Raw genomic sequence first — 15,383 nt, forward strand, 5'->3', positions numbered from 1 at the left:
AGCCGCCGGCACGCGGCAGCCTGGCGGGTCGAGAGGAGGAAGACGGCATGAACGGCGACAATCCACGCAGCACCGCCCGCATCATGGGCCATCCGATCCATCCGATGCTGGTGCCCTTTCCGATCACCTTGTTCATCGCGGCGCTGGCCACCGACGCCGCCTTCGTGATCGACGGCAGCGCACTTTGGGCGCGCGCCTCGCTCTGGCTGGTCGGCGCCGGCATCGTCACCGCCCTCCTCGCGGCTTTGTTCGGCCTGGCCGACTTCCTCGGCGACGCGCGGGTGCGGGCCCTCTCGGACGCCCGCATGCACATGATCGGCAATCTGCTCGCCGTGGCCATCGAGGCGGTGAACCTGGTGCTGCGCCTCGGCGACGAAAGGGCCGCCGGCGGCGCCGGCATCATCCTCTCGGCGGTCGCGGTGGCGATCCTCGGCTTCACCGGCTGGAAGGGCGGCGAGCTGGTCTTCCGGCACGGCGTCGGGGTGGCGTCGCGCGGAGCCGGCGGTCAGCGCTGATTTGCGATCCTCTCCGCCGGCGGGGAGGGGACCAGCCGACGGCTGGCGGAGGAGGCGTTGCAGGCCGCTGCCGCAATCGATCTCCTGCCGCCTGCAGATGCTTTCCAAACGCCGCCGAAAGCGCTAGAACGAAACGGGAACCTTGCTCTTGCAGCCGCCCGTTGCGCACCCGATATATTGCGTGCGCGTTCGCGGGCTCCCGCAACCGCTGGTATTTATCCCCAGGATTCTTGCCCGCCTGTGGGCGTTTGGAGTGGTGGTGAGACTCGCGATCGCATACAGTCTTCGAAGCGCGAGGGGAGCGTGGGCAGGCAGCCGCCGGGGCGGCCGCCGGACCTTCTTCCGGCGCGGCTGTGGCGTTGTTGAGCAGGGGGCGACGATGAGACTGGCTGGATCCCGCGCACGCTTCGCGCCCGGAGGGTGCTGATGCTGGCGGAATTCACCTGGGGCCATCTGCTCACGATCGTCGCGGCGTTCGTCCTGCTCTACGCTTTCGGCCAGGCAATCACCTGGCGGCGCCATGCCGGCCACGGCCGCGGCACGCCCGGCTATGCCCGCGCCCGCGACGGCCGGCGCTACGCCGCCTGGTCGCTGCTCGTCGCCTTGCTCCTGTTCGCGCTCGGCTGGCTGACCCCGCTCGCCGGCACGGCGATTGCCGGGGGCGCGGCATGAGCGGCCTCACCCTCGGCCATCTCCAGATCGGCTTCGGAATCGTCGTCGCGCTGATCGGGATCGTCTCGGGTCTCGCCGGGCTGCGCGCGATCCGCGCCGGCACCGGCCGGGATCGTCCGCAGCAGCTCACCATCACCGTGGGCGCATCGGTGTTCGTCGGCATCGGGCTCTGCCTGCTCGGCCTGTTCAGCGACGCCGCCCAGATTCGTCTCACCTGATTTTCGTACCGGAGTAAGCCCGATGCCCCTTCTCGAAGCCCGCAAGCAGTACAAGCCGTTCGAATATCCCTGGGCGTTCGAGTTCTGGAAGCGCCAGCAGCAGCTGCACTGGCTTCCCGAAGAGGTGCCGCTCGGCGAGGATTGCCGCGACTGGGCGCAGAAGCTGACCGAGCACGAGCGCAACCTGCTCACCCAGATCTTCCGCTTCTTCACCCAGGCGGACGTCGAGGTGCAGGATTGCTACCACGAGAAATACGGCCGGGTGTTCAAGCCGACCGAGGTCAAGATGATGCTCGCCGCTTTCTCCAACATGGAGACGGTGCACATCGCGGCTTACTCGCACCTCCTCGACACGATCGGCATGCCGGAGAGCGAATACGGCATGTTCCTTCAGTACAAGGAGATGAAGGACAAGCACGATTATCTGGCGACCTTCGGAGTCGACAGCGACGAGGACATCGCCCGCACTCTCGCGATGTTCGGCGGCTTCACGGAAGGGCTGCAGCTGTTCGCCAGCTTCGCGATGCTGATGAACTTCCCGCGCTTCAACAAGATGAAGGGCATGGGCCAGATCGTCTCCTGGTCGGTGCGCGACGAGAGCCTGCACTGCGAGGGCATCACCCGGCTGTTCCACGCCTTCGTCAAGGAGCGCGACTGCCTGACCCCGGCGGTGAAGAAGGACATTCGCGACGTCTGCCACACCACGGTCGATCTCGAGGACGCGTTCATCGATCTCGCCTTCGAGCAGGGCCCGGTCCCCGGCATGACGCCGAAGGAGATCAAGCGCTACATCCGCTACATCGCCGACTGGCGTCTCGGCCAGCTCGGCCTGCGCCCGATCTTCATGATCGACGAGCACCCGCTCCCCTGGCTCGCGCCTTTGCTCAACGGCGTCGAGCACGCCAACTTCTTCGAGACCCGCGCGACGGAATATTCGAAGGCGGCGACCCGCGGGAACTGGAACGAGGTCTGGGACAATTTCGACCGCCGCAAGTCCGCCAAGGCCGCCAACGACGCGGTCAACGCCGCGGCGGAAGAGGCCGCGGCCGGGCCGGAAATGGAGGGCGACATGTTCTCCCGGGCTGGGGTGGCCGCGGAGTAATTCTCCCTCTCTCTGAACGCGCGGGGGCCGCGCCGGCGCACGCTGGCGCGGCCCCTGTCCGTTCTGAAGACGGCTGCCTTCGGTTTCGGTCGATCGCCTCGCGGGGCACCGCAGAGACACTCGCAGCCGATGCCGTCCGATCATGCTATACCGCTCTCCTGCAATCCTGCGCAGGAGATCGAGCGCGATGGCCACCAAGCTCACGCCGATGATCCACGTGCCCGATGTGCGCGCCGCTGCGGATTGGTACGTCGCGCTCGGCTTCGCTCTGATCGGATACAATCCGACCTGCAGTGACACCGAGGTTTGGGACTGGGCGGCGCTGCGGCTCGGTCCGACCGGGCTGATGTTCAACCTCGGCGGGCAGTCGAGCGAGGCGCCGCGGCGCGAGGTCGATCTCTACATCGACACCGATGCGCTCGACGTGCTGTGGAGCCGCCTCAGGGATCGCGCTGAGATCGTCGAGCCGCCGCACGCCACCGAATACGGCCGGCGCGAATTCATTATCCGCGATCTCAACCGCTTCTGGATCACCTTCGGGCAGCCTGTCGCACGCTGACCGCGCCATTGCGGCGAAGCGGCTCCGGGCCCTCCGGACTGCACCCTTTCTGCGCCGGGCCCGGAAGAGCTGCTCCGGTGTGGCCGGCGACTTGGGAACACGGAGGACACTCATCCGTCTCCCGGCGGAACCGGCCTGGCGTCCACCCGGAGAGGCGTGTCGTGACCGCCTGACGAGCGGGGTCATCCTCGACCGGGCGGCGTGACCGGGAACCGGGCGCTCTTCAGGTCTGGGATCGTGCCCCTCCGCCAACGAAGAAATTGCAGATTTGGGAGATGCGGCGCGAGCGCGTAGAATGGCGGCCGGGTCCTGACGCCGCGAGCGGCTCCGTCCGCCTTTGCTCGCGCCGCACGCGAAGGAGACGAACGATGACCAGGATCATCCCAGCCGCCGCCGCAGCGATGGCTGCCGCCCTGCTGCTCGCGCCGGCCTTGGCCGAGGCGCAGGGCGCCGGCTTCGCCGGGGTGAGTGCGGCCGGGCCGGGCGCCCGCGGCGGCGGCGCCTCCGGTGGAGGCTGGGGAATGGGCGTCCACAGCCGCGGCGCCGTCGGCATTGCCGGGGCGCGCTCCGGCGCAGGCCGCCAAGCCGGCTTCATCCGCGCGCACCGCAATGGCGGCCGGGGCGGCGATGGCCACGGCTCGGGCGACGGCGGTGGCACCGATGGCGGGTGGAACGAAGGGCATGGCGGCAGCGGCGCGCGCTGGCACAGCGGCCGCTGGAGCGGCGGCTCGGACGGCTGGTACGTCGGCGTCGGCGACGGCAATCCCGGCCGCGACTGGTCCGATCGTGGCCACCGCCGGCGCCACGACCGCGACGAGGGCGACGTCCATGTCTGGGGCGGGGGCGGCAGCTGGGTCTATGCCGATGCAGGCTATGCCGATCGGGAGGACGGCTGGAGCGACGACGGCGCGTCCGGGGCGGACGAGCAGCCGCGCCCGCCGGGCTATCGCGAGGGCTGGCGCAATCCGTGCCGCAGCTTCGTATGGGACGGCACGTCCTGGCGCTGCTGAGGAAGGCGCCGGCACCCACCTGAACGCGCGGGCCCACCCTCCGTCCTCGCTGCGCGCTGCTGCGCTTGCGCACGCCCGGGCGTTCGGCCACACCGCGCGCATCATTCCGAATGGAGCCCCGTCATGCTGCGCGCCATGTCTGCCTGCCTCGCGGCGCCGTTCCCGATCGCCCTCGTCCAGGCTCTGGTCGTCGCCAACTGGCCGAAGGACGGAATGGGCGTGTTCGAGCATCCGAGCTCGATGTTCCTCGCCATGTACGTCCTCGTCTACGTCTTCGCATTGGTGATCGGCGTGCCGCTGTTCCTCGTCGCCCGGCGGCCGCGCCCCGTGACGGTTCGTTTCTACGCTCTGCTCGGGGCGGCGGCCTTGCTCACCCCGATCACTTTGTCGCTCGTCTGGACGGCGCTGCAGGTGCCGCTCTCGCCCTTCGTGATCGGCTACAATCTTCTGCTGTTCGGGTTCGGCGGCCTCGCGGCGGGGGCGCTGTTCTGGCGCATCCTCCGGCCGGATCGCCACGTCGTCCGGGCGCCTGCCGCCGCCGCCTGATGCGCGCGTTCGCGCGGGTCGCCCTGGGGTTCGTCGTGGCGCCGGCTCCCCTGGCGGTGGGACAGGCACTCGTATTCGCCTTATGGCCGCGAGGGACGGGTTTCTCCTCCCATCCCGAAGGAATGTTCCTCGGCACGATGGTCTACGCTTACGCCTGCCAGGCGTTGCTCGGCGTGCCCCTTTGGCTGGCGATCCGGCGGCGGCGGCCGGCGGACCTGCGTCTCTACGCCCTCTGCGGTCTGGCAATCATGCTGCTGCCGATGGTGATCTCCGCGATCGGCTTCCGGCTCACCGGCTACGCTCCGATCTCGCTCGCGCGTGCCGCCTATACCTTTGTCTCCTTCGGCCTCGGCGGCCTTGCGGCCGGCGCGCTGTTCTGGGGCGTGGCGCGGCCCGATCTGCGAGCGCGGGCGCGTGCCGCAGAAGTCGCCCGGCACTTCGATTGATCGACCGTCTCCACCCCGGCTTGGCTCCCGCCGCGCGTCGAAGGGCGGACGCCTCCGCCGCTCAGCCTTCGCCGCCCTCGTCGAACTCCCGGTCCATCGCCTCGCGCAGGCTGCGCGGCCGCATGTCGGTCCACACCTCCTGGATGTGGTCGAGGCATTGCCGCTTGCTGCCGCGCGTCCCCTCCGCGCGCCAGCCGAGCGGCAGCTCGCGGTCGGCCGGCCAGATGCTGTACTGCTCCTCGTCATTGACCACGACCAGATAGGTCGCGCCATCTTCCCCGCCGATGTCGTCGTCCATGGCAACGCTCCTCCGCTCGTCCGAGAATAGCATGGCCCGGGACGCGCACCCAGCCGAGCGCGCGATGCTTTCCCCCCGGACGATCAGGCTTTAGAGCGCGGCGATGCCGAGTCTCCGCGCCATCACCCCCGACGATTTCGAGACGATCCGGCGCCACCGGCTCGCCATGTTCCGCGAGGGCGGGCGCCCGGCCGTGGCGATCGCGGCGATGGCCGAGCCGTTCGGCTTATGGCTGCGCCCGCGGCTCGACGACGGCCGCTATTTCGGCTGGATCGCGCAAGGGGATGGGGGCGAGGTCGCCGCCGGCATCGGCATGATGGAGATCGACTGGCCGCCGCACTGGCTGCACCCGACCACCGGCCGGCGCGGCTATGTGCTCAACCTCTATGTCGAGCCGCAATACCGCCGCCGCGGCCTCGCCCGCCGCATGGTCGCCGCGGCGATGGACGAGGGGCGGGCGCGCGGGCTGGAGTACATGATCCTCCATCCGAGCGAGCAGGGCCGGCCGCTCTACGAGAGCCTCGGCTGGAGCCCCACCGGCGAGCTCGGAATTGCCGTCCCGAAGGCTTGAACGCGCCGCCGGTCAGCGCGGTCTCGGTTTCACTCCGCTGCTATGGATGTGCCATTTGCGCTGCTCGGCGGTGGCGCCCGGCACGTCGTTGACCCGGCGCAAAGTGACCGGCCCGTTCATATGGACCTCGGCGCCGCTCTTCAGCCGGCCGTAGACCACCACCGGCACCTCGACATAAGACGATCCGGCCGCGCCCTGCATCGGCCCGGGGGCGCCGACCTGGGCGTGATATTCGCCATATTTCGCGAAGCTCGCCGCGAAGGCTTCCGCGTCCATGCCGCTGGCCTTGCCGCCGTCCGACCAGAGCCGCCACGCCTCGCGATGCTTCCCGGCCTCGAGCAGAGCGTAATAGGTCTGCACGACGTTGGCGGCACCCTGGGCGCTCTCCTCGCTGAATGGCGCTTCGGAGACCGGCGTGCGGTCGTCGGGCAGCCCGCCGGGCGTGCCGGGGGCAGACGGCTCGACCGGCGGCAGCGGCGCCGGGGCGGCGGCGCCGTCCTCCGGCGCCGGAGAGGAGGCGGGCGCGTTGCCGACAGTGTTGGAGACGGGATCGGCCGCATTGGCGGCGTCGTTGCCCGGCGGCGCTTCGGAGCAGCCGGCGAGCGCGAGCAGGGCGGCCGCGGTGAGGAGTTCGTTACGCATCAGGCCTGAACGAGCCGTGCAGGCGCCGCGTTCCTGCGGCGCGACCGCCGCTTACACGCACCAGGGCTCGCGGCGGCCGCTCCAGGTCCGCGCCAGCCCTTCCGAGACCAGCACATCGCCGAGGCTGCGACCGTCCCGGGTCACCACGCGCAGCTTGCGGCCGTAGCGGTCCTCGTCGCGCCCGACGCGGTGCAGCTCGAACGGGCCGGCGGCGAGCAGGTCGTCGAGGCGCCGCGTCGCCCGGCGGGCGAGCGCCTTCTCCTCCGGGCAGCGGCCGCGCAGCTCGGGCGTGTCGATGTCGGCGATGCGGATCCTTTCTTCGCCGTAGACGAAGGTGTCGCCGTCGATCACCCGCACCGCCGCCTGCGCGGTCTCGGGCCGCGTGCCCAGGCCAGGGATGTCGATCCACTCGTGCTCGAGCCACGGCGTGCCGTAGGCGGTGAGGCCGAGCAGTACACCGGCGAGGACCATCAGCCGCACGGCGCCGCGGCGGCGGCGGCGCGAGGCGCGCCCGCCGAAGGGAAAGTTGCTCATCGGATCAGGCGGCGGCGCGCAGGTCGGCGGGCACAGGCAGGATCACGGGCATTTCACACTCTACGCAACGGACAGGCGGGACTCCCTCCCGCGAGGGCGCCGCGACGGGCGCGGACCGGAGCCTAGCAGTCTTTTCCGGCGAGGACAGGGGGAAGACCGGGGCGCAGCCCCGGACAGCGCCAGACTTGCCGGTGCACCACTTCGGCCGCGACCTTTTCACCGGCGGCGTTCAGGGCCGGGGTGAAGCGTGCGCCGGCTCTGATCACGGCGCAGGTGCGGCGATCGAGCATCTCGGATCCGCTCGGCTGCAGGATCGTGCAGTGGACCACGCGCCCATGCGAGCCGACCCGAAGCTTGACCTCGGTCGCCGCCGGTCGCGCGCCTCGCTTGGGTGCGATCTCCGGATAATCGTCCGTCGTGATCAGCTGCGAGAGATTGCCGGCGCGCGGCGGGACCGCGGGGGAGGGATCGACCGGCTCCGCCGGCGCGGTCAGCGGCAGCAGCGGTCCGCTGCAGGCGAGGGTCGAGCGTCCGAGGTCCATCACCGGCAAGGTCGCGTTGCGAACCGCCGCAGACGGTTCGTTCGGCTCCATGGTGGACCAATAGGGCGCGTGGTGGCCCGGAACGAGCTGAAGCCGGATCCGGCAGGTGGTGCGCGGCCGGCCCGCGGGCGCCAGCGCGAAGCGGCAGTCGCGCCGCGGCCGGCGGAAAGCCTGTGTCTCGGTGCAGCGCAGCGCCTCGATCGCGATCCTCGGCGGGATGCCGCGCATGATCTCGGGGGCGAATTGCTCGCAGCGCAGCTCGGCGTCCCCGCCGCAGGCGTCATAGAGCGCGAGACGGATCGGAGCTTCGTTCGGCAGGAACTGCCGGAGCGGTGACGTGCGGTCCGCACCGATCCAGCTGTCCGGCGCATCCGCAAACCACGTCCGGTCGAGCCGCAGCCGGTCCATGCGCGCCCAGCGGATCACCGTCAGCACCTCCAGGAACAGTTCGTAGCGTACGCCGCGGTCGGGCCGGAAGTCCACGCCCTCCTGCGGCGTCACCGCGACCATCTCGAGCCTGCGCCGAAGCGCGACCAGATCCACTTTCTCGCCGTCCCAGCGGATGGCTCCGTCTGCCTCCAGCGCGAGGCGGTGGAACCTGCGCACCTGCGCCAGCTCGGCCGGAGTCTCCCACAGCATGACCTTGTGCGTCGGCGGCGGATAGGTGAGCAGGAAGATCGGCATCACCGCCAGCCCGATCGATGCGAGCAGCAGCTGCGCCGCACGGCCGGGCGCGGCGAGATCGCTGCTCCAGAGGCTCGTTGCGTCGTGAGTCATCGCAAAGGATATACTATATCATTCTGCGGCTCTGCACCAGCCGGAGCACTGCGGCACTCCCGACGGCCCTGCTGCGTTATCGCCTCATGCCGTCGACGATCATCCGCCGCTTCGATTATCGGGAGGAGACGCGGGAGCTCGTCGTGCTGTTCACCACCGGGCGTCGCTACGTCTATCGCGAGGTGCCGCCCGAGGCCGCCGCCGCCTTCCGCAATGCCTTCGCCAAGGGCCGCCACTTCAATGCCCGCATCCGCGGCCGATACCCATATGAGGAATGCGAGAGCGACGAGGAGGCCGCCTGAGCGGGGTGCGCTCCGCGCTGAAATGACGTCATGACGCCGTCGTCGTTCGCTGGTATGTTTCGTACCTGCAACGGCTTCGGAGGGAAATGGATGTCGCAGGAGAATGTCGATCTGGTCCGCGGGATCTACGATGCCTTCGGATCCGGCGACGTCGCCGGCGCGCTGTCCCGGATGGGCGACGACATCGTCTGGAACGAAGCCGAGAATTATCCTTATGCCGACGGCAATCCCTATCGCGGGCCTCAGGCGGTGCTCGGCGTGTTCGGGCGGATCGCCGGCGATTGGGACGGCTTCACCGTGATGCCCAACCAGTTCCTCGACGCCGGCGACACCGTCGTCGTGCTCGGCCGCTACCGCGGCACGTTCAAGGCGACCGGACGGGCCCAGAACAGCCAGATGATCCACGTCTGGCGCGTCGAGAACGGCAAGGCGGCCTCGTTCCAGCAATATGTCGACACGCTGCAGGTCGCGCGGGTGACCGGCCAGGTCTGAGCGCCCGCTCCCCACCGCCCGTGAAACGGCTCCGGTCGCCGTTCGTTATTCTCCCGCCCGCGACATGCGGGCGGAAGAGCACCTTGCGCGGGCTCGAGCGTCCCTGGGGTGCACGTGCGTGGGTTCGAGCGGCGCCCGAGCCGCTCCGATGGGAGAGCGAAGATGCGCAAGCTGTTGCTTGGAGCAGCCGCGGCGCTCGTGGCCGCGATGGTCATCCCGATCAGCGCCGCGGCTGAGGCCCGGCCGGGAGGCGCAGCCGCGGTAATCGTCCATGTCGGCGGAGACGGCGGCTGGCGCGGCGATCGGATGCGCTGGCGCGGCGACGATCGTTGGCGTTGGCGCGACGGCCGTAGCTGGAGCCGGCGCGACTGGAACGATCGCCGCTGGCACGGCCCACGCCGCGGGTGGCGGGACCATCCCGGATTCGGCTGGGGCAGCACCTGGCGCCGTCCGTGCCGCGGCCTGGTGTGGGACGGCTGGGGCTGGCGCTGCTGGTAGGCGGGCGGCGAACGCCCGCCGCAGGGCTCATTCGGCGGGGATCACCGGCGCGGGAAGCAGGGCATCGGCATCGACGCCCTCCGCGAAGCGGGCGCCGAAGCGGCCGCCGAACGCCCAGCGGATCTGGATCGGCACAGTGCCGAGGCGCGGCAGGCTGATCGAGCCTTCGGCCCCGATCGGCAGCGGCATGGCGCAGCGGCCGCCGACGCCCTGGCCGGAGAAATCGGAGACCTGCACGTTCACGCGCTGGCCGTTCACCTCGATGGCGCTGACCACCGAGAGGTCGACGCGCGCGCTCCGCGCCACCTCGGTAGGAGGCGTCTCGAAGCTCTTGGTCGATTTTCTGAACGAGCCGTAGCGCATTGCCACTTCCTTTGCGGGAACAGAACGGTCGTAGGCAACAGAGGATGCTGGTTAACCCGGCGCTAACCACGAATGTTGGCCGAGGCTTACCTTTTCCTAACCGCGTTGCCGGTTCCGGCCCGTCTGATCGGGCCGGATGCGGCCGGTGCTGGACTCCCCGGGGCGTCTCGCGCCAAGGACGGACCGGTGAGGGACGACCGCTTCAAGATCGCCGTGGACGAGGATTATGTCGCTGCCCTCGGCCTCGCGGTCTATGCATTCGCGACGCTCGAATGGCGGGCGATCCAATGCTGCGAGCGGATCGCGCCGGGCAGCGTCGACGCGCTCGAGGACCGCACCGCCGGCCGTGTCGCCGACACTTTGCGCCGCCTCGTCTCGGAGGCGCTCGAGCCCTCGCCCGAGCAGCAGGCGCTGGAGCAGGCGGCGCGCGACTTCCAGGCCTTCACCCGCACCCGCAACAACCTGGTCCACGCCAAGCCCGGCAAGGCGGCCGACGGCGCCCAGCGCCTGTTCCGCGACGGCGATCAATGGACCATCGCCGAGATGGAGACGGTCGCCGACGCCTTCACCGCCTGCGCGCTGCGCCTCGAGGCCTTTCTCGAAGGCGTGCTTGCCGGGTCCCCCCGGCAGGATCGCGGCAGATCTTGACCAGAATTGATGTTCATGATATGTTCCTGCTCGCGATTCCATGATCGCGGCGGTTCTTTGAGGACGTGAAGCACACGACCGGCGGCGCTCCCAGGCGTCCGGTGTACGGCATCCTGGTCGCTCGTCCGCCGTGCCGCCTGTAATTTGTCCTGTTGTCTACAGGCCGGCGCCTGTTTCGCGACGGGCGAAGCGGCCCGAGGCGGCAGCGGGATGGGCCAGGCATCGGCTCGCTGCAGTGCAGCGTAGGCACCGTAAACAACGGTGGATTTACGGTGGTGCGCCGCAGCATCCGTGTCTCGCTTCGGCCGCCCCTGTCGCGCCTCTCTTGCCCTGGGCTGCATCTGCCGCGTCCGACAGCGTACCGGCGAAAGAAGGTAGGAACGCCCGCCGTCGGCGCCGGTTGTTGCGGCGAGACGCGCCTTCAGCCGGAGAGAGAAAGATGAGCGAGCACGCCGAACAGGATGTCTGGGCCGTGATGGCCGATCAGCGGATCGCCATGCTGACGGTCGAGGAGGAGGGGCGGCTGGTCAGCCGGCCGATGGCGAGCCTCGCCCGGCCGGAGGAAAACCATGTCTATTTCGTCACCCGCCTCGACGCCAAGGTGGGCGAGATCGGCGGCTCGGCCCCGGTCAATCTCGCTTATGCCGACACTCACAAGAACACCTATCTGTCGGTTTCCGGCACCGCCCGCACCTCGCAGGACCGCGCCAAGCTGCGCGAGCTCTGGTCGATGTGGGTCGAGGCCTGGCTGCCGCAGGGGCCGGACGGCGACGACGTGGCGCTGATCACGGTCGAGCCCGAGGAAGCCAAGCTCTGGGACGCGACGAGCAGCAACCTCCTCTACGCCGGCAAGGTGCTGAAGGCGGTGGCGACCCAGCGCCCGCCCGGCGGCGGCCGCATCGAGGAGGTGGCGATGGGCGGCGGCGGAGACGCGCGCAGCCGAAGCGCGATCGGCGGCCGCGCCGTCTCGGACAAGGCGCCGGACGCGGAGACGGCGCGCGCCTATCAGGACGCCATGGAGGGCAGCGAAGGCGCCGAGCTCCCCAGCCTCGGCGGGCCGAGCGCCTGAGGGCGCGGCGATGGCACCGCGCCTGAAGCCGCTGCGCGAGCAGACGATCGTCATCACCGGCGGATCGAGCGGCAACGGACTCGCCACCGCCGAGGCGGCGGTGCGCCGCGGCGCCGCGGTGGTGCTGGCGGCGCGCAACGCCGAGGCGCTGGAGCAGATCCGGGCGCGGCTCGCCGCGGAAGGCGGGCGGGTGGCGGTGTGCGCGACCGACGTCGCCGGCGAGGAGGACGTCGCCCGTGTCGCCCGCACCGCGACCGAGGCGTTCGGCGGCTTCGACAGCTGGGTCAATTGCGCCGCGGCGGCGACCTACGGGCGGGTCGAGCAGATCCCGCTCGACGATCATCGCCGCGTCTTCGAGGTCAATTATTTCGGTCTGCTCAAGGGCTCTCTGGTCGCGCTCGATCACCTGCGCGAGCGCGGCGGCGCGATCGTCAACGTCGGCTCGGTGCTTTCCGATCGGGCGATGATCCTGCAGGGCCCCTATTCGGCCTCCAAGCACGCCGTTCAGGCGGTCACCGATGCCCTGCGCATGGAGATCGAGCGCGAGGGGCTGCCGGTCTCGGTGACCCTGGTGAAGCCGGGCTCGGTCGCGACGCCTTATCCGGAACACGCCCGCAACTACATGGACGCGCCGCCGCGCCTGCCGCCCTTCCTCTACGATCCCGCTTTGGTCGCGGACGCGATCCTTCACGCCTGCGAGGTGCCGCGGCGGCAGCTCTGGGTCGGCGGCAGCGGCTGGCTGATCTCGCTTGCCGGCCGCGCGGCGCCGCGCCTCACCGATCTCGCCATGGAGCGGGTGGGCGTCGATGCCCAGCAGAAGCCCGGCGATCCGGGCGAGCCCGAGCGGCGCGACAATCTCTACGCGCCGCGGTCGGACGGGGCCGTCCACGGCGCGCAGGACGTCTACGTCCGTCGCACCAGCCTGCTGCTCGAGGCGCAGAAGAGCCCGCTGCGCCTGCCGTTCGCCGCCGCCGCCGCCGGCCTCGAGATCGCCGCCGGGATCGCCGAGCGTCTCGCCGGCCGCGGCGACCGGGAGCCACACCGCCCGGCCGGCGGCATCGCCGATCTCTTCATCCCGGCACTCCGCCGGCTCGAGGAGGAAGGCGACCCGGGCCCGGTCGTCGCCCTGTTCGCCGAAGGGGCCGAGATCTCCAACCCGATCGTCAGGCACGAGGCGGGCGGACCCGAGGCGGCGGAGCGCTTCTGGCGAAGCTATCGCGGCAGCTTCGCCGAAATCCGCTCCGAGTTCCGCGGGATCGTCGAGCAGGACGGCGTCACCATGCTCGAATGGGTGAGCGAGGGCAGGAGCGCCAAGGGCAATCCGTTCCGCTACGGCGGGGTCAGCGTGATCGAGCACGAGGGCGGCGCGATCCGCGCGTTCCGCAGCTATTTCGACACCGTCCAGGTCGAGCCCTGAGGCGCCGGCGGAGCGGCCCGCTTAAGGCGCTCCCGTATCGCCAGACTCCGGGAGCGCCGCGTGCGGACACGCCGTCGCCGCATGGCCCGGCGGGGCCGCCGGCGCCATTGGCCGAAAGACGGTAGCGCTGCGCTCGAGGCAGCCCCGATCTCGATGTGGAGGCGACAAGCGCCATCCTCGACCGGCTGGTGCTCGCGCCGGTCCGCCGCGGCCGAGCGCGCGGACGCACTCGAAGTCGTTTGAAGGCGGCGGAGTTCGCGACTATGAGCGCGCCGAGCCGCGCGCCGGCTCCCGGCGCCACAGGAAGGAACGCGATGCTGAGCTATTTCAAGGGAGCGTTCTTCTTCACCCTGGTCTGCCTCGCGCTGGCCGTCTGGCTCGGCTGGGAGACGACCGGCAATGTCGTCGGCACCGCCGGCGTGTTGTGGATCGTCCTCGTGCTCAGCGTGCTCGAAGTCTCGCTGTCGTTCGACAATGCCGTGGTCAATGCCTCGGTGCTGAAGGAGATGTCGCCGATCTGGCGCAGGCGCTTCCTGACCTGGGGCATCGCCATCGCGGTGTTCGGCATGCGGGTGATCTTCCCGTTGCTGATCGTCGCCATCGCCGCCCATCTCGGCCCGATCGAGGCGGTCAAGCTCGCCGCCGGCAACCCGGCCGAATACGAGCGGATCATCACCTCGGCCCATGTCGGCATCGCCGGCTTCGGCGGCGCCTTCCTCGCGATGGTCGGCCTCAAGTTCTTCTTCGACCGCGACAAGGAGATCCACTGGATCGGCCTGATCGAGCGCCGCCTCGCCAGTCTTGCCTCGGTCCATGCGATCGAGATCGGCGTCGTCCTGCTCTGCCTCTACGGCGTGTCGCTGATGATCGACGATGCCGAGGCGCTGACCTTCATCGTCGCCGGCATCTTCGGCATTCTCGCCCATCTCGCGGTCGAGGCGGTGAACTCGCTGCTCGAGCCGGACGAGCATGCCGCGGTCGGCGGCGCCGTCCGCTCCGGCCTCGCCGGCTTCCTCTATCTGAACCTGCTCGACAGCGCCTTTTCGTTCGACGGCGTGATCGGCGCCTTCGCGTTGTCGAACAACATCTTCGTCATCGCCCTCGGCCTTGGCATCGGCGCGATGTTCGTCCGGTCGATGACGATCATGCTCGTCGACAAGGGAACGCTCGCCCAATATCGCTACCTCGAGCACGGCGCCTTCTGGGCGATCCTCGCCCTCGCCGCCGTGATGCTGCTCTCCGCGCGCTACCACAGTCCCGAAGTGATCACCGGCCTCGTCGGCGCGATCTTCATCGGCCTCTCGCTCTACGGCTCGTCGCGCTGGAACCGCCGGCATAGGGCCTCGGACGAGGAATGCGGCACGCTCGAAGATTGCCGCCCGGTGCGCCCCGACGGCAAGGCGCTGGACCGCTGAAGACGCGGCGATGAGCAACGGCCGTCTCCTGCTTGTCGAGGACGATCGGGCGCTCGCCGAATTGCTCCTCTTCCACTTCGGCAAGGAAGGCTTCGCCGTCGAGCACACCACCGACGGCGAAGAGGCGTTGCTGCTCGCCGAGGAGCGACCGCCGGACATCGTCATCCTCGACTGGATGATCGAGGGCGTCTCCGGCATCGAGGTCTGCCGGCGGCTCCGGCGCCGCGAGGCCACGGCGAACGTGCCGATCATCATGCTGACCGCGCGCGGCGAGGAGGCGGACCGGATCCGCGGCCTGGAGACGGGCGCGGACGATTACGTCACCAAGCCGTTCAGCCCGCGCGAGCTGGTCGCGCGCGTCGCCGCGGTGCTGCGGCGGGTCCGGCCGGCGCTGGCCGGCGGGCAGCTCCGCTTCGCCGACCTCGAGATGGATCTCGCCGCCCACAAGGTACGGCGGGCCGGCCGCGCCGTCGCGCTCGGGCCGACCGAGTTCCGCCTGCTCCGCCATTTCATGGAACATCCCGGCCGGGTCTTCTCGCGCGAGCGGCTGCTCGACGCGGTCTGGCCGCATGACGCGGAGATCGAGGCGCGCACCGTAGACGTCCACATCCGCCGCCTGCGCAAGGCCTTGAACGAGAGCGGCGGGAAGGACGTGATCCGCACCGTGCGCTCGGCCGGCTATTCGCTGGACGAGGCGGAGGAGGACTGACGCACGGCGGCGTCGCCGCCAATGGGGAGGAGACGATC

At 70.1% G+C, this 15,383-nt stretch carries 22 protein-coding genes; 17 read left to right on the forward strand and 5 right to left on the reverse strand.

All coding sequences use genetic code 11. The features are described 5' to 3' along the window. Positions 1–47: 47 nt before the first annotated feature. The 8 genes from E2493_RS12300 to E2493_RS12335 all read left to right on the forward strand — a co-directional run bounded on the left by E2493_RS12300 (position 48) and on the right by E2493_RS12335 (position 5,068). Entirely contained in the window at positions 48–515 is a 468-nt protein-coding gene (locus tag E2493_RS12300; protein ID WP_135087186.1) for a DUF2231 domain-containing protein, read from the forward strand. A gap of 426 nt (positions 516–941) precedes the next feature. Beyond that, positions 942–1,187 carry a hypothetical protein gene (locus E2493_RS12305; protein WP_135087188.1) on the forward strand — a complete coding sequence of 82 codons (246 nt, stop codon included), beginning with the start codon at positions 942–944 and terminating at the stop codon, positions 1,185–1,187. After that, positions 1,184–1,405, forward strand: coding sequence for a hypothetical protein (locus E2493_RS12310; protein WP_135087190.1), 222 nt, complete (start codon positions 1,184–1,186; stop codon positions 1,403–1,405). Before E2493_RS12305 ends, E2493_RS12310 begins: the two co-directional genes overlap by 4 nt. A gap of 22 nt (positions 1,406–1,427) precedes the next feature. Next, entirely contained in the window at positions 1,428–2,507 is a 1,080-nt protein-coding gene (locus E2493_RS12315) for a ribonucleotide-diphosphate reductase subunit beta (RefSeq protein WP_135087192.1), read from the forward strand. A gap of 187 nt (positions 2,508–2,694) precedes the next feature. Continuing rightward, a complete protein-coding gene (locus E2493_RS12320; protein WP_135087194.1) occupies positions 2,695–3,066 on the forward strand; it encodes a VOC family protein in 372 nt (123 codons plus the stop codon). Positions 3,067–3,434: 368 nt separating this feature from the next. Then, positions 3,435–4,076, forward strand: a complete 642-nt coding sequence (locus tag E2493_RS12325; protein WP_135087196.1) for a hypothetical protein — start codon at positions 3,435–3,437, stop codon at positions 4,074–4,076. 123 nt (positions 4,077–4,199) lie between these two features. Continuing rightward, positions 4,200–4,622 carry a hypothetical protein gene (locus tag E2493_RS12330; RefSeq protein ID WP_135087198.1) on the forward strand — a complete coding sequence of 141 codons (423 nt, stop codon included), beginning with the start codon at positions 4,200–4,202 and terminating at the stop codon, positions 4,620–4,622. Further along, the gene (locus E2493_RS12335) at positions 4,622–5,068 is read left to right on the forward strand and encodes a hypothetical protein (RefSeq protein WP_135087200.1); all 447 of its coding nucleotides are present in this window, start codon (positions 4,622–4,624) and stop codon (positions 5,066–5,068) included. The genes E2493_RS12330 and E2493_RS12335 overlap by 1 nt, the downstream gene beginning before the upstream one ends. Before the next feature lie 61 nt (positions 5,069–5,129). On the opposite strand, the gene E2493_RS12340 is transcribed toward E2493_RS12335, so the two are convergent. Beyond that, positions 5,130–5,366 carry an MbtH family protein gene (locus E2493_RS12340; protein WP_135087202.1) on the reverse strand — a complete coding sequence of 79 codons (237 nt, stop codon included), beginning with the start codon at positions 5,364–5,366 and terminating at the stop codon, positions 5,130–5,132. A 103-nt stretch (positions 5,367–5,469) separates the two neighbouring features. Here E2493_RS12340 and E2493_RS12345 point away from each other — a divergent pair, with 103 nt between their 5' ends. Beyond that, on the forward strand, positions 5,470–5,937 hold the full coding sequence (locus tag E2493_RS12345) for a GNAT family N-acetyltransferase (protein ID WP_135087204.1): 468 nt from the start codon (positions 5,470–5,472) through the stop codon (positions 5,935–5,937). A gap of 12 nt (positions 5,938–5,949) precedes the next feature. On the opposite strand, the gene E2493_RS12350 is transcribed toward E2493_RS12345, so the two are convergent. The 3 genes from E2493_RS12350 to E2493_RS12360 all read right to left on the reverse strand — a co-directional run bounded on the left by E2493_RS12350 (position 5,950) and on the right by E2493_RS12360 (position 8,432). Further along, the gene (locus tag E2493_RS12350) at positions 5,950–6,579 is read right to left on the reverse strand and encodes a hypothetical protein (RefSeq protein WP_135087206.1); all 630 of its coding nucleotides are present in this window, start codon (positions 6,577–6,579) and stop codon (positions 5,950–5,952) included. A gap of 51 nt (positions 6,580–6,630) precedes the next feature. Further along, a complete protein-coding gene (locus E2493_RS12355) occupies positions 6,631–7,113 on the reverse strand; it encodes a thermonuclease family protein (protein ID WP_135087208.1) in 483 nt (160 codons plus the stop codon). Between the two features lie 122 nt (positions 7,114–7,235). Continuing rightward, entirely contained in the window at positions 7,236–8,432 is a 1,197-nt protein-coding gene (locus tag E2493_RS12360; protein WP_135087210.1) for a TonB family protein, read from the reverse strand. A gap of 86 nt (positions 8,433–8,518) precedes the next feature. Here E2493_RS12360 and E2493_RS12365 point away from each other — a divergent pair, with 86 nt between their 5' ends. The 3 genes from E2493_RS12365 (at position 8,519) to E2493_RS12375 (ending at position 9,724) form a co-directional block, all read left to right on the forward strand. Continuing rightward, on the forward strand, positions 8,519–8,734 hold the full coding sequence (locus E2493_RS12365) for a KTSC domain-containing protein (RefSeq protein WP_135087212.1): 216 nt from the start codon (positions 8,519–8,521) through the stop codon (positions 8,732–8,734). 90 nt (positions 8,735–8,824) lie between these two features. Next, positions 8,825–9,226, forward strand: coding sequence for a nuclear transport factor 2 family protein (locus E2493_RS12370; protein ID WP_135087214.1), 402 nt, complete (start codon positions 8,825–8,827; stop codon positions 9,224–9,226). A 162-nt stretch (positions 9,227–9,388) separates the two neighbouring features. Further along, the gene (locus E2493_RS12375) at positions 9,389–9,724 is read left to right on the forward strand and encodes a hypothetical protein (protein ID WP_135087216.1); all 336 of its coding nucleotides are present in this window, start codon (positions 9,389–9,391) and stop codon (positions 9,722–9,724) included. Between the two features lie 27 nt (positions 9,725–9,751). Here the strand turns inward: E2493_RS12375 and E2493_RS12380 are convergent, their stop codons facing one another. Then, entirely contained in the window at positions 9,752–10,087 is a 336-nt protein-coding gene (locus E2493_RS12380; protein WP_135087218.1) for a PilZ domain-containing protein, read from the reverse strand. 186 nt (positions 10,088–10,273) lie between these two features. Here E2493_RS12380 and E2493_RS12385 point away from each other — a divergent pair, with 186 nt between their 5' ends. From E2493_RS12385 to phoB, 5 genes are all read left to right on the forward strand, one after another. Then, positions 10,274–10,735: a hypothetical protein gene (locus tag E2493_RS12385; RefSeq protein WP_135087220.1), complete on the forward strand. Its 462-nt coding sequence runs from the start codon at positions 10,274–10,276 to the stop codon at positions 10,733–10,735. Positions 10,736–11,174: 439 nt separating this feature from the next. Next, positions 11,175–11,804, forward strand: coding sequence for a pyridoxamine 5'-phosphate oxidase family protein (locus E2493_RS12390; protein WP_135087222.1), 630 nt, complete (start codon positions 11,175–11,177; stop codon positions 11,802–11,804). Positions 11,805–11,814: 10 nt separating this feature from the next. Then, on the forward strand, positions 11,815–13,221 hold the full coding sequence (locus E2493_RS12395) for an SDR family oxidoreductase (RefSeq protein ID WP_135087224.1): 1,407 nt from the start codon (positions 11,815–11,817) through the stop codon (positions 13,219–13,221). A 314-nt stretch (positions 13,222–13,535) separates the two neighbouring features. After that, positions 13,536–14,636: a DUF475 domain-containing protein gene (locus E2493_RS12400; RefSeq protein ID WP_135087226.1), complete on the forward strand. Its 1,101-nt coding sequence runs from the start codon at positions 13,536–13,538 to the stop codon at positions 14,634–14,636. 10 nt (positions 14,637–14,646) lie between these two features. Then, a complete protein-coding gene (phoB, locus tag E2493_RS12405) occupies positions 14,647–15,345 on the forward strand; it encodes a phosphate regulon transcriptional regulator PhoB (RefSeq protein ID WP_135087228.1) in 699 nt (232 codons plus the stop codon). Positions 15,346–15,383: the final 38 nt, after the last annotated feature.

The organism is Sphingomonas parva (ex Maeng et al. 2020) (assembly GCF_004564275.1).
Classification (GTDB): domain Bacteria; phylum Pseudomonadota; class Alphaproteobacteria; order Sphingomonadales; family Sphingomonadaceae; genus Allosphingosinicella; species Allosphingosinicella parva.

What these genes read in the sequence shown, in the direction of transcription:
- E2493_RS12300 (WP_135087186.1), top strand. Translation starts at nt 48, where the DNA reads ATGAACGGCGACAATCCACGCAGCACCGCCCGCATCATGGGCCATCCG.
- E2493_RS12305 (WP_135087188.1), top strand. Translation starts at nt 942, where the DNA reads ATGCTGGCGGAATTCACCTGGGGCCATCTGCTCACGATCGTCGCGGCG.
- E2493_RS12310 (WP_135087190.1), top strand. Translation starts at nt 1,184, where the DNA reads ATGAGCGGCCTCACCCTCGGCCATCTCCAGATCGGCTTCGGAATCGTC.
- E2493_RS12315 (WP_135087192.1), top strand. Translation starts at nt 1,428, where the DNA reads ATGCCCCTTCTCGAAGCCCGCAAGCAGTACAAGCCGTTCGAATATCCC.
- E2493_RS12320 (WP_135087194.1), top strand. Translation starts at nt 2,695, where the DNA reads ATGGCCACCAAGCTCACGCCGATGATCCACGTGCCCGATGTGCGCGCC.
- E2493_RS12325 (WP_135087196.1), top strand. Translation starts at nt 3,435, where the DNA reads ATGACCAGGATCATCCCAGCCGCCGCCGCAGCGATGGCTGCCGCCCTG.
- E2493_RS12330 (WP_135087198.1), top strand. Translation starts at nt 4,200, where the DNA reads ATGCTGCGCGCCATGTCTGCCTGCCTCGCGGCGCCGTTCCCGATCGCC.
- E2493_RS12335 (WP_135087200.1), top strand. Translation starts at nt 4,622, where the DNA reads ATGCGCGCGTTCGCGCGGGTCGCCCTGGGGTTCGTCGTGGCGCCGGCT.
- E2493_RS12340 (WP_135087202.1), bottom strand. Translation starts at nt 5,366, where the DNA reads ATGGACGACGACATCGGCGGGGAAGATGGCGCGACCTATCTGGTCGTG.
- E2493_RS12345 (WP_135087204.1), top strand. Translation starts at nt 5,470, where the DNA reads ATGCCGAGTCTCCGCGCCATCACCCCCGACGATTTCGAGACGATCCGG.
- E2493_RS12350 (WP_135087206.1), bottom strand. Translation starts at nt 6,579, where the DNA reads ATGCGTAACGAACTCCTCACCGCGGCCGCCCTGCTCGCGCTCGCCGGC.
- E2493_RS12355 (WP_135087208.1), bottom strand. Translation starts at nt 7,113, where the DNA reads ATGAGCAACTTTCCCTTCGGCGGGCGCGCCTCGCGCCGCCGCCGCCGC.
- E2493_RS12360 (WP_135087210.1), bottom strand. Translation starts at nt 8,432, where the DNA reads ATGACTCACGACGCAACGAGCCTCTGGAGCAGCGATCTCGCCGCGCCC.
- E2493_RS12365 (WP_135087212.1), top strand. Translation starts at nt 8,519, where the DNA reads ATGCCGTCGACGATCATCCGCCGCTTCGATTATCGGGAGGAGACGCGG.
- E2493_RS12370 (WP_135087214.1), top strand. Translation starts at nt 8,825, where the DNA reads ATGTCGCAGGAGAATGTCGATCTGGTCCGCGGGATCTACGATGCCTTC.
- E2493_RS12375 (WP_135087216.1), top strand. Translation starts at nt 9,389, where the DNA reads ATGCGCAAGCTGTTGCTTGGAGCAGCCGCGGCGCTCGTGGCCGCGATG.
- E2493_RS12380 (WP_135087218.1), bottom strand. Translation starts at nt 10,087, where the DNA reads ATGCGCTACGGCTCGTTCAGAAAATCGACCAAGAGCTTCGAGACGCCT.
- E2493_RS12390 (WP_135087222.1), top strand. Translation starts at nt 11,175, where the DNA reads ATGAGCGAGCACGCCGAACAGGATGTCTGGGCCGTGATGGCCGATCAG.
- E2493_RS12395 (WP_135087224.1), top strand. Translation starts at nt 11,815, where the DNA reads ATGGCACCGCGCCTGAAGCCGCTGCGCGAGCAGACGATCGTCATCACC.
- E2493_RS12400 (WP_135087226.1), top strand. Translation starts at nt 13,536, where the DNA reads ATGCTGAGCTATTTCAAGGGAGCGTTCTTCTTCACCCTGGTCTGCCTC.
- phoB (WP_135087228.1), top strand. Translation starts at nt 14,647, where the DNA reads ATGAGCAACGGCCGTCTCCTGCTTGTCGAGGACGATCGGGCGCTCGCC.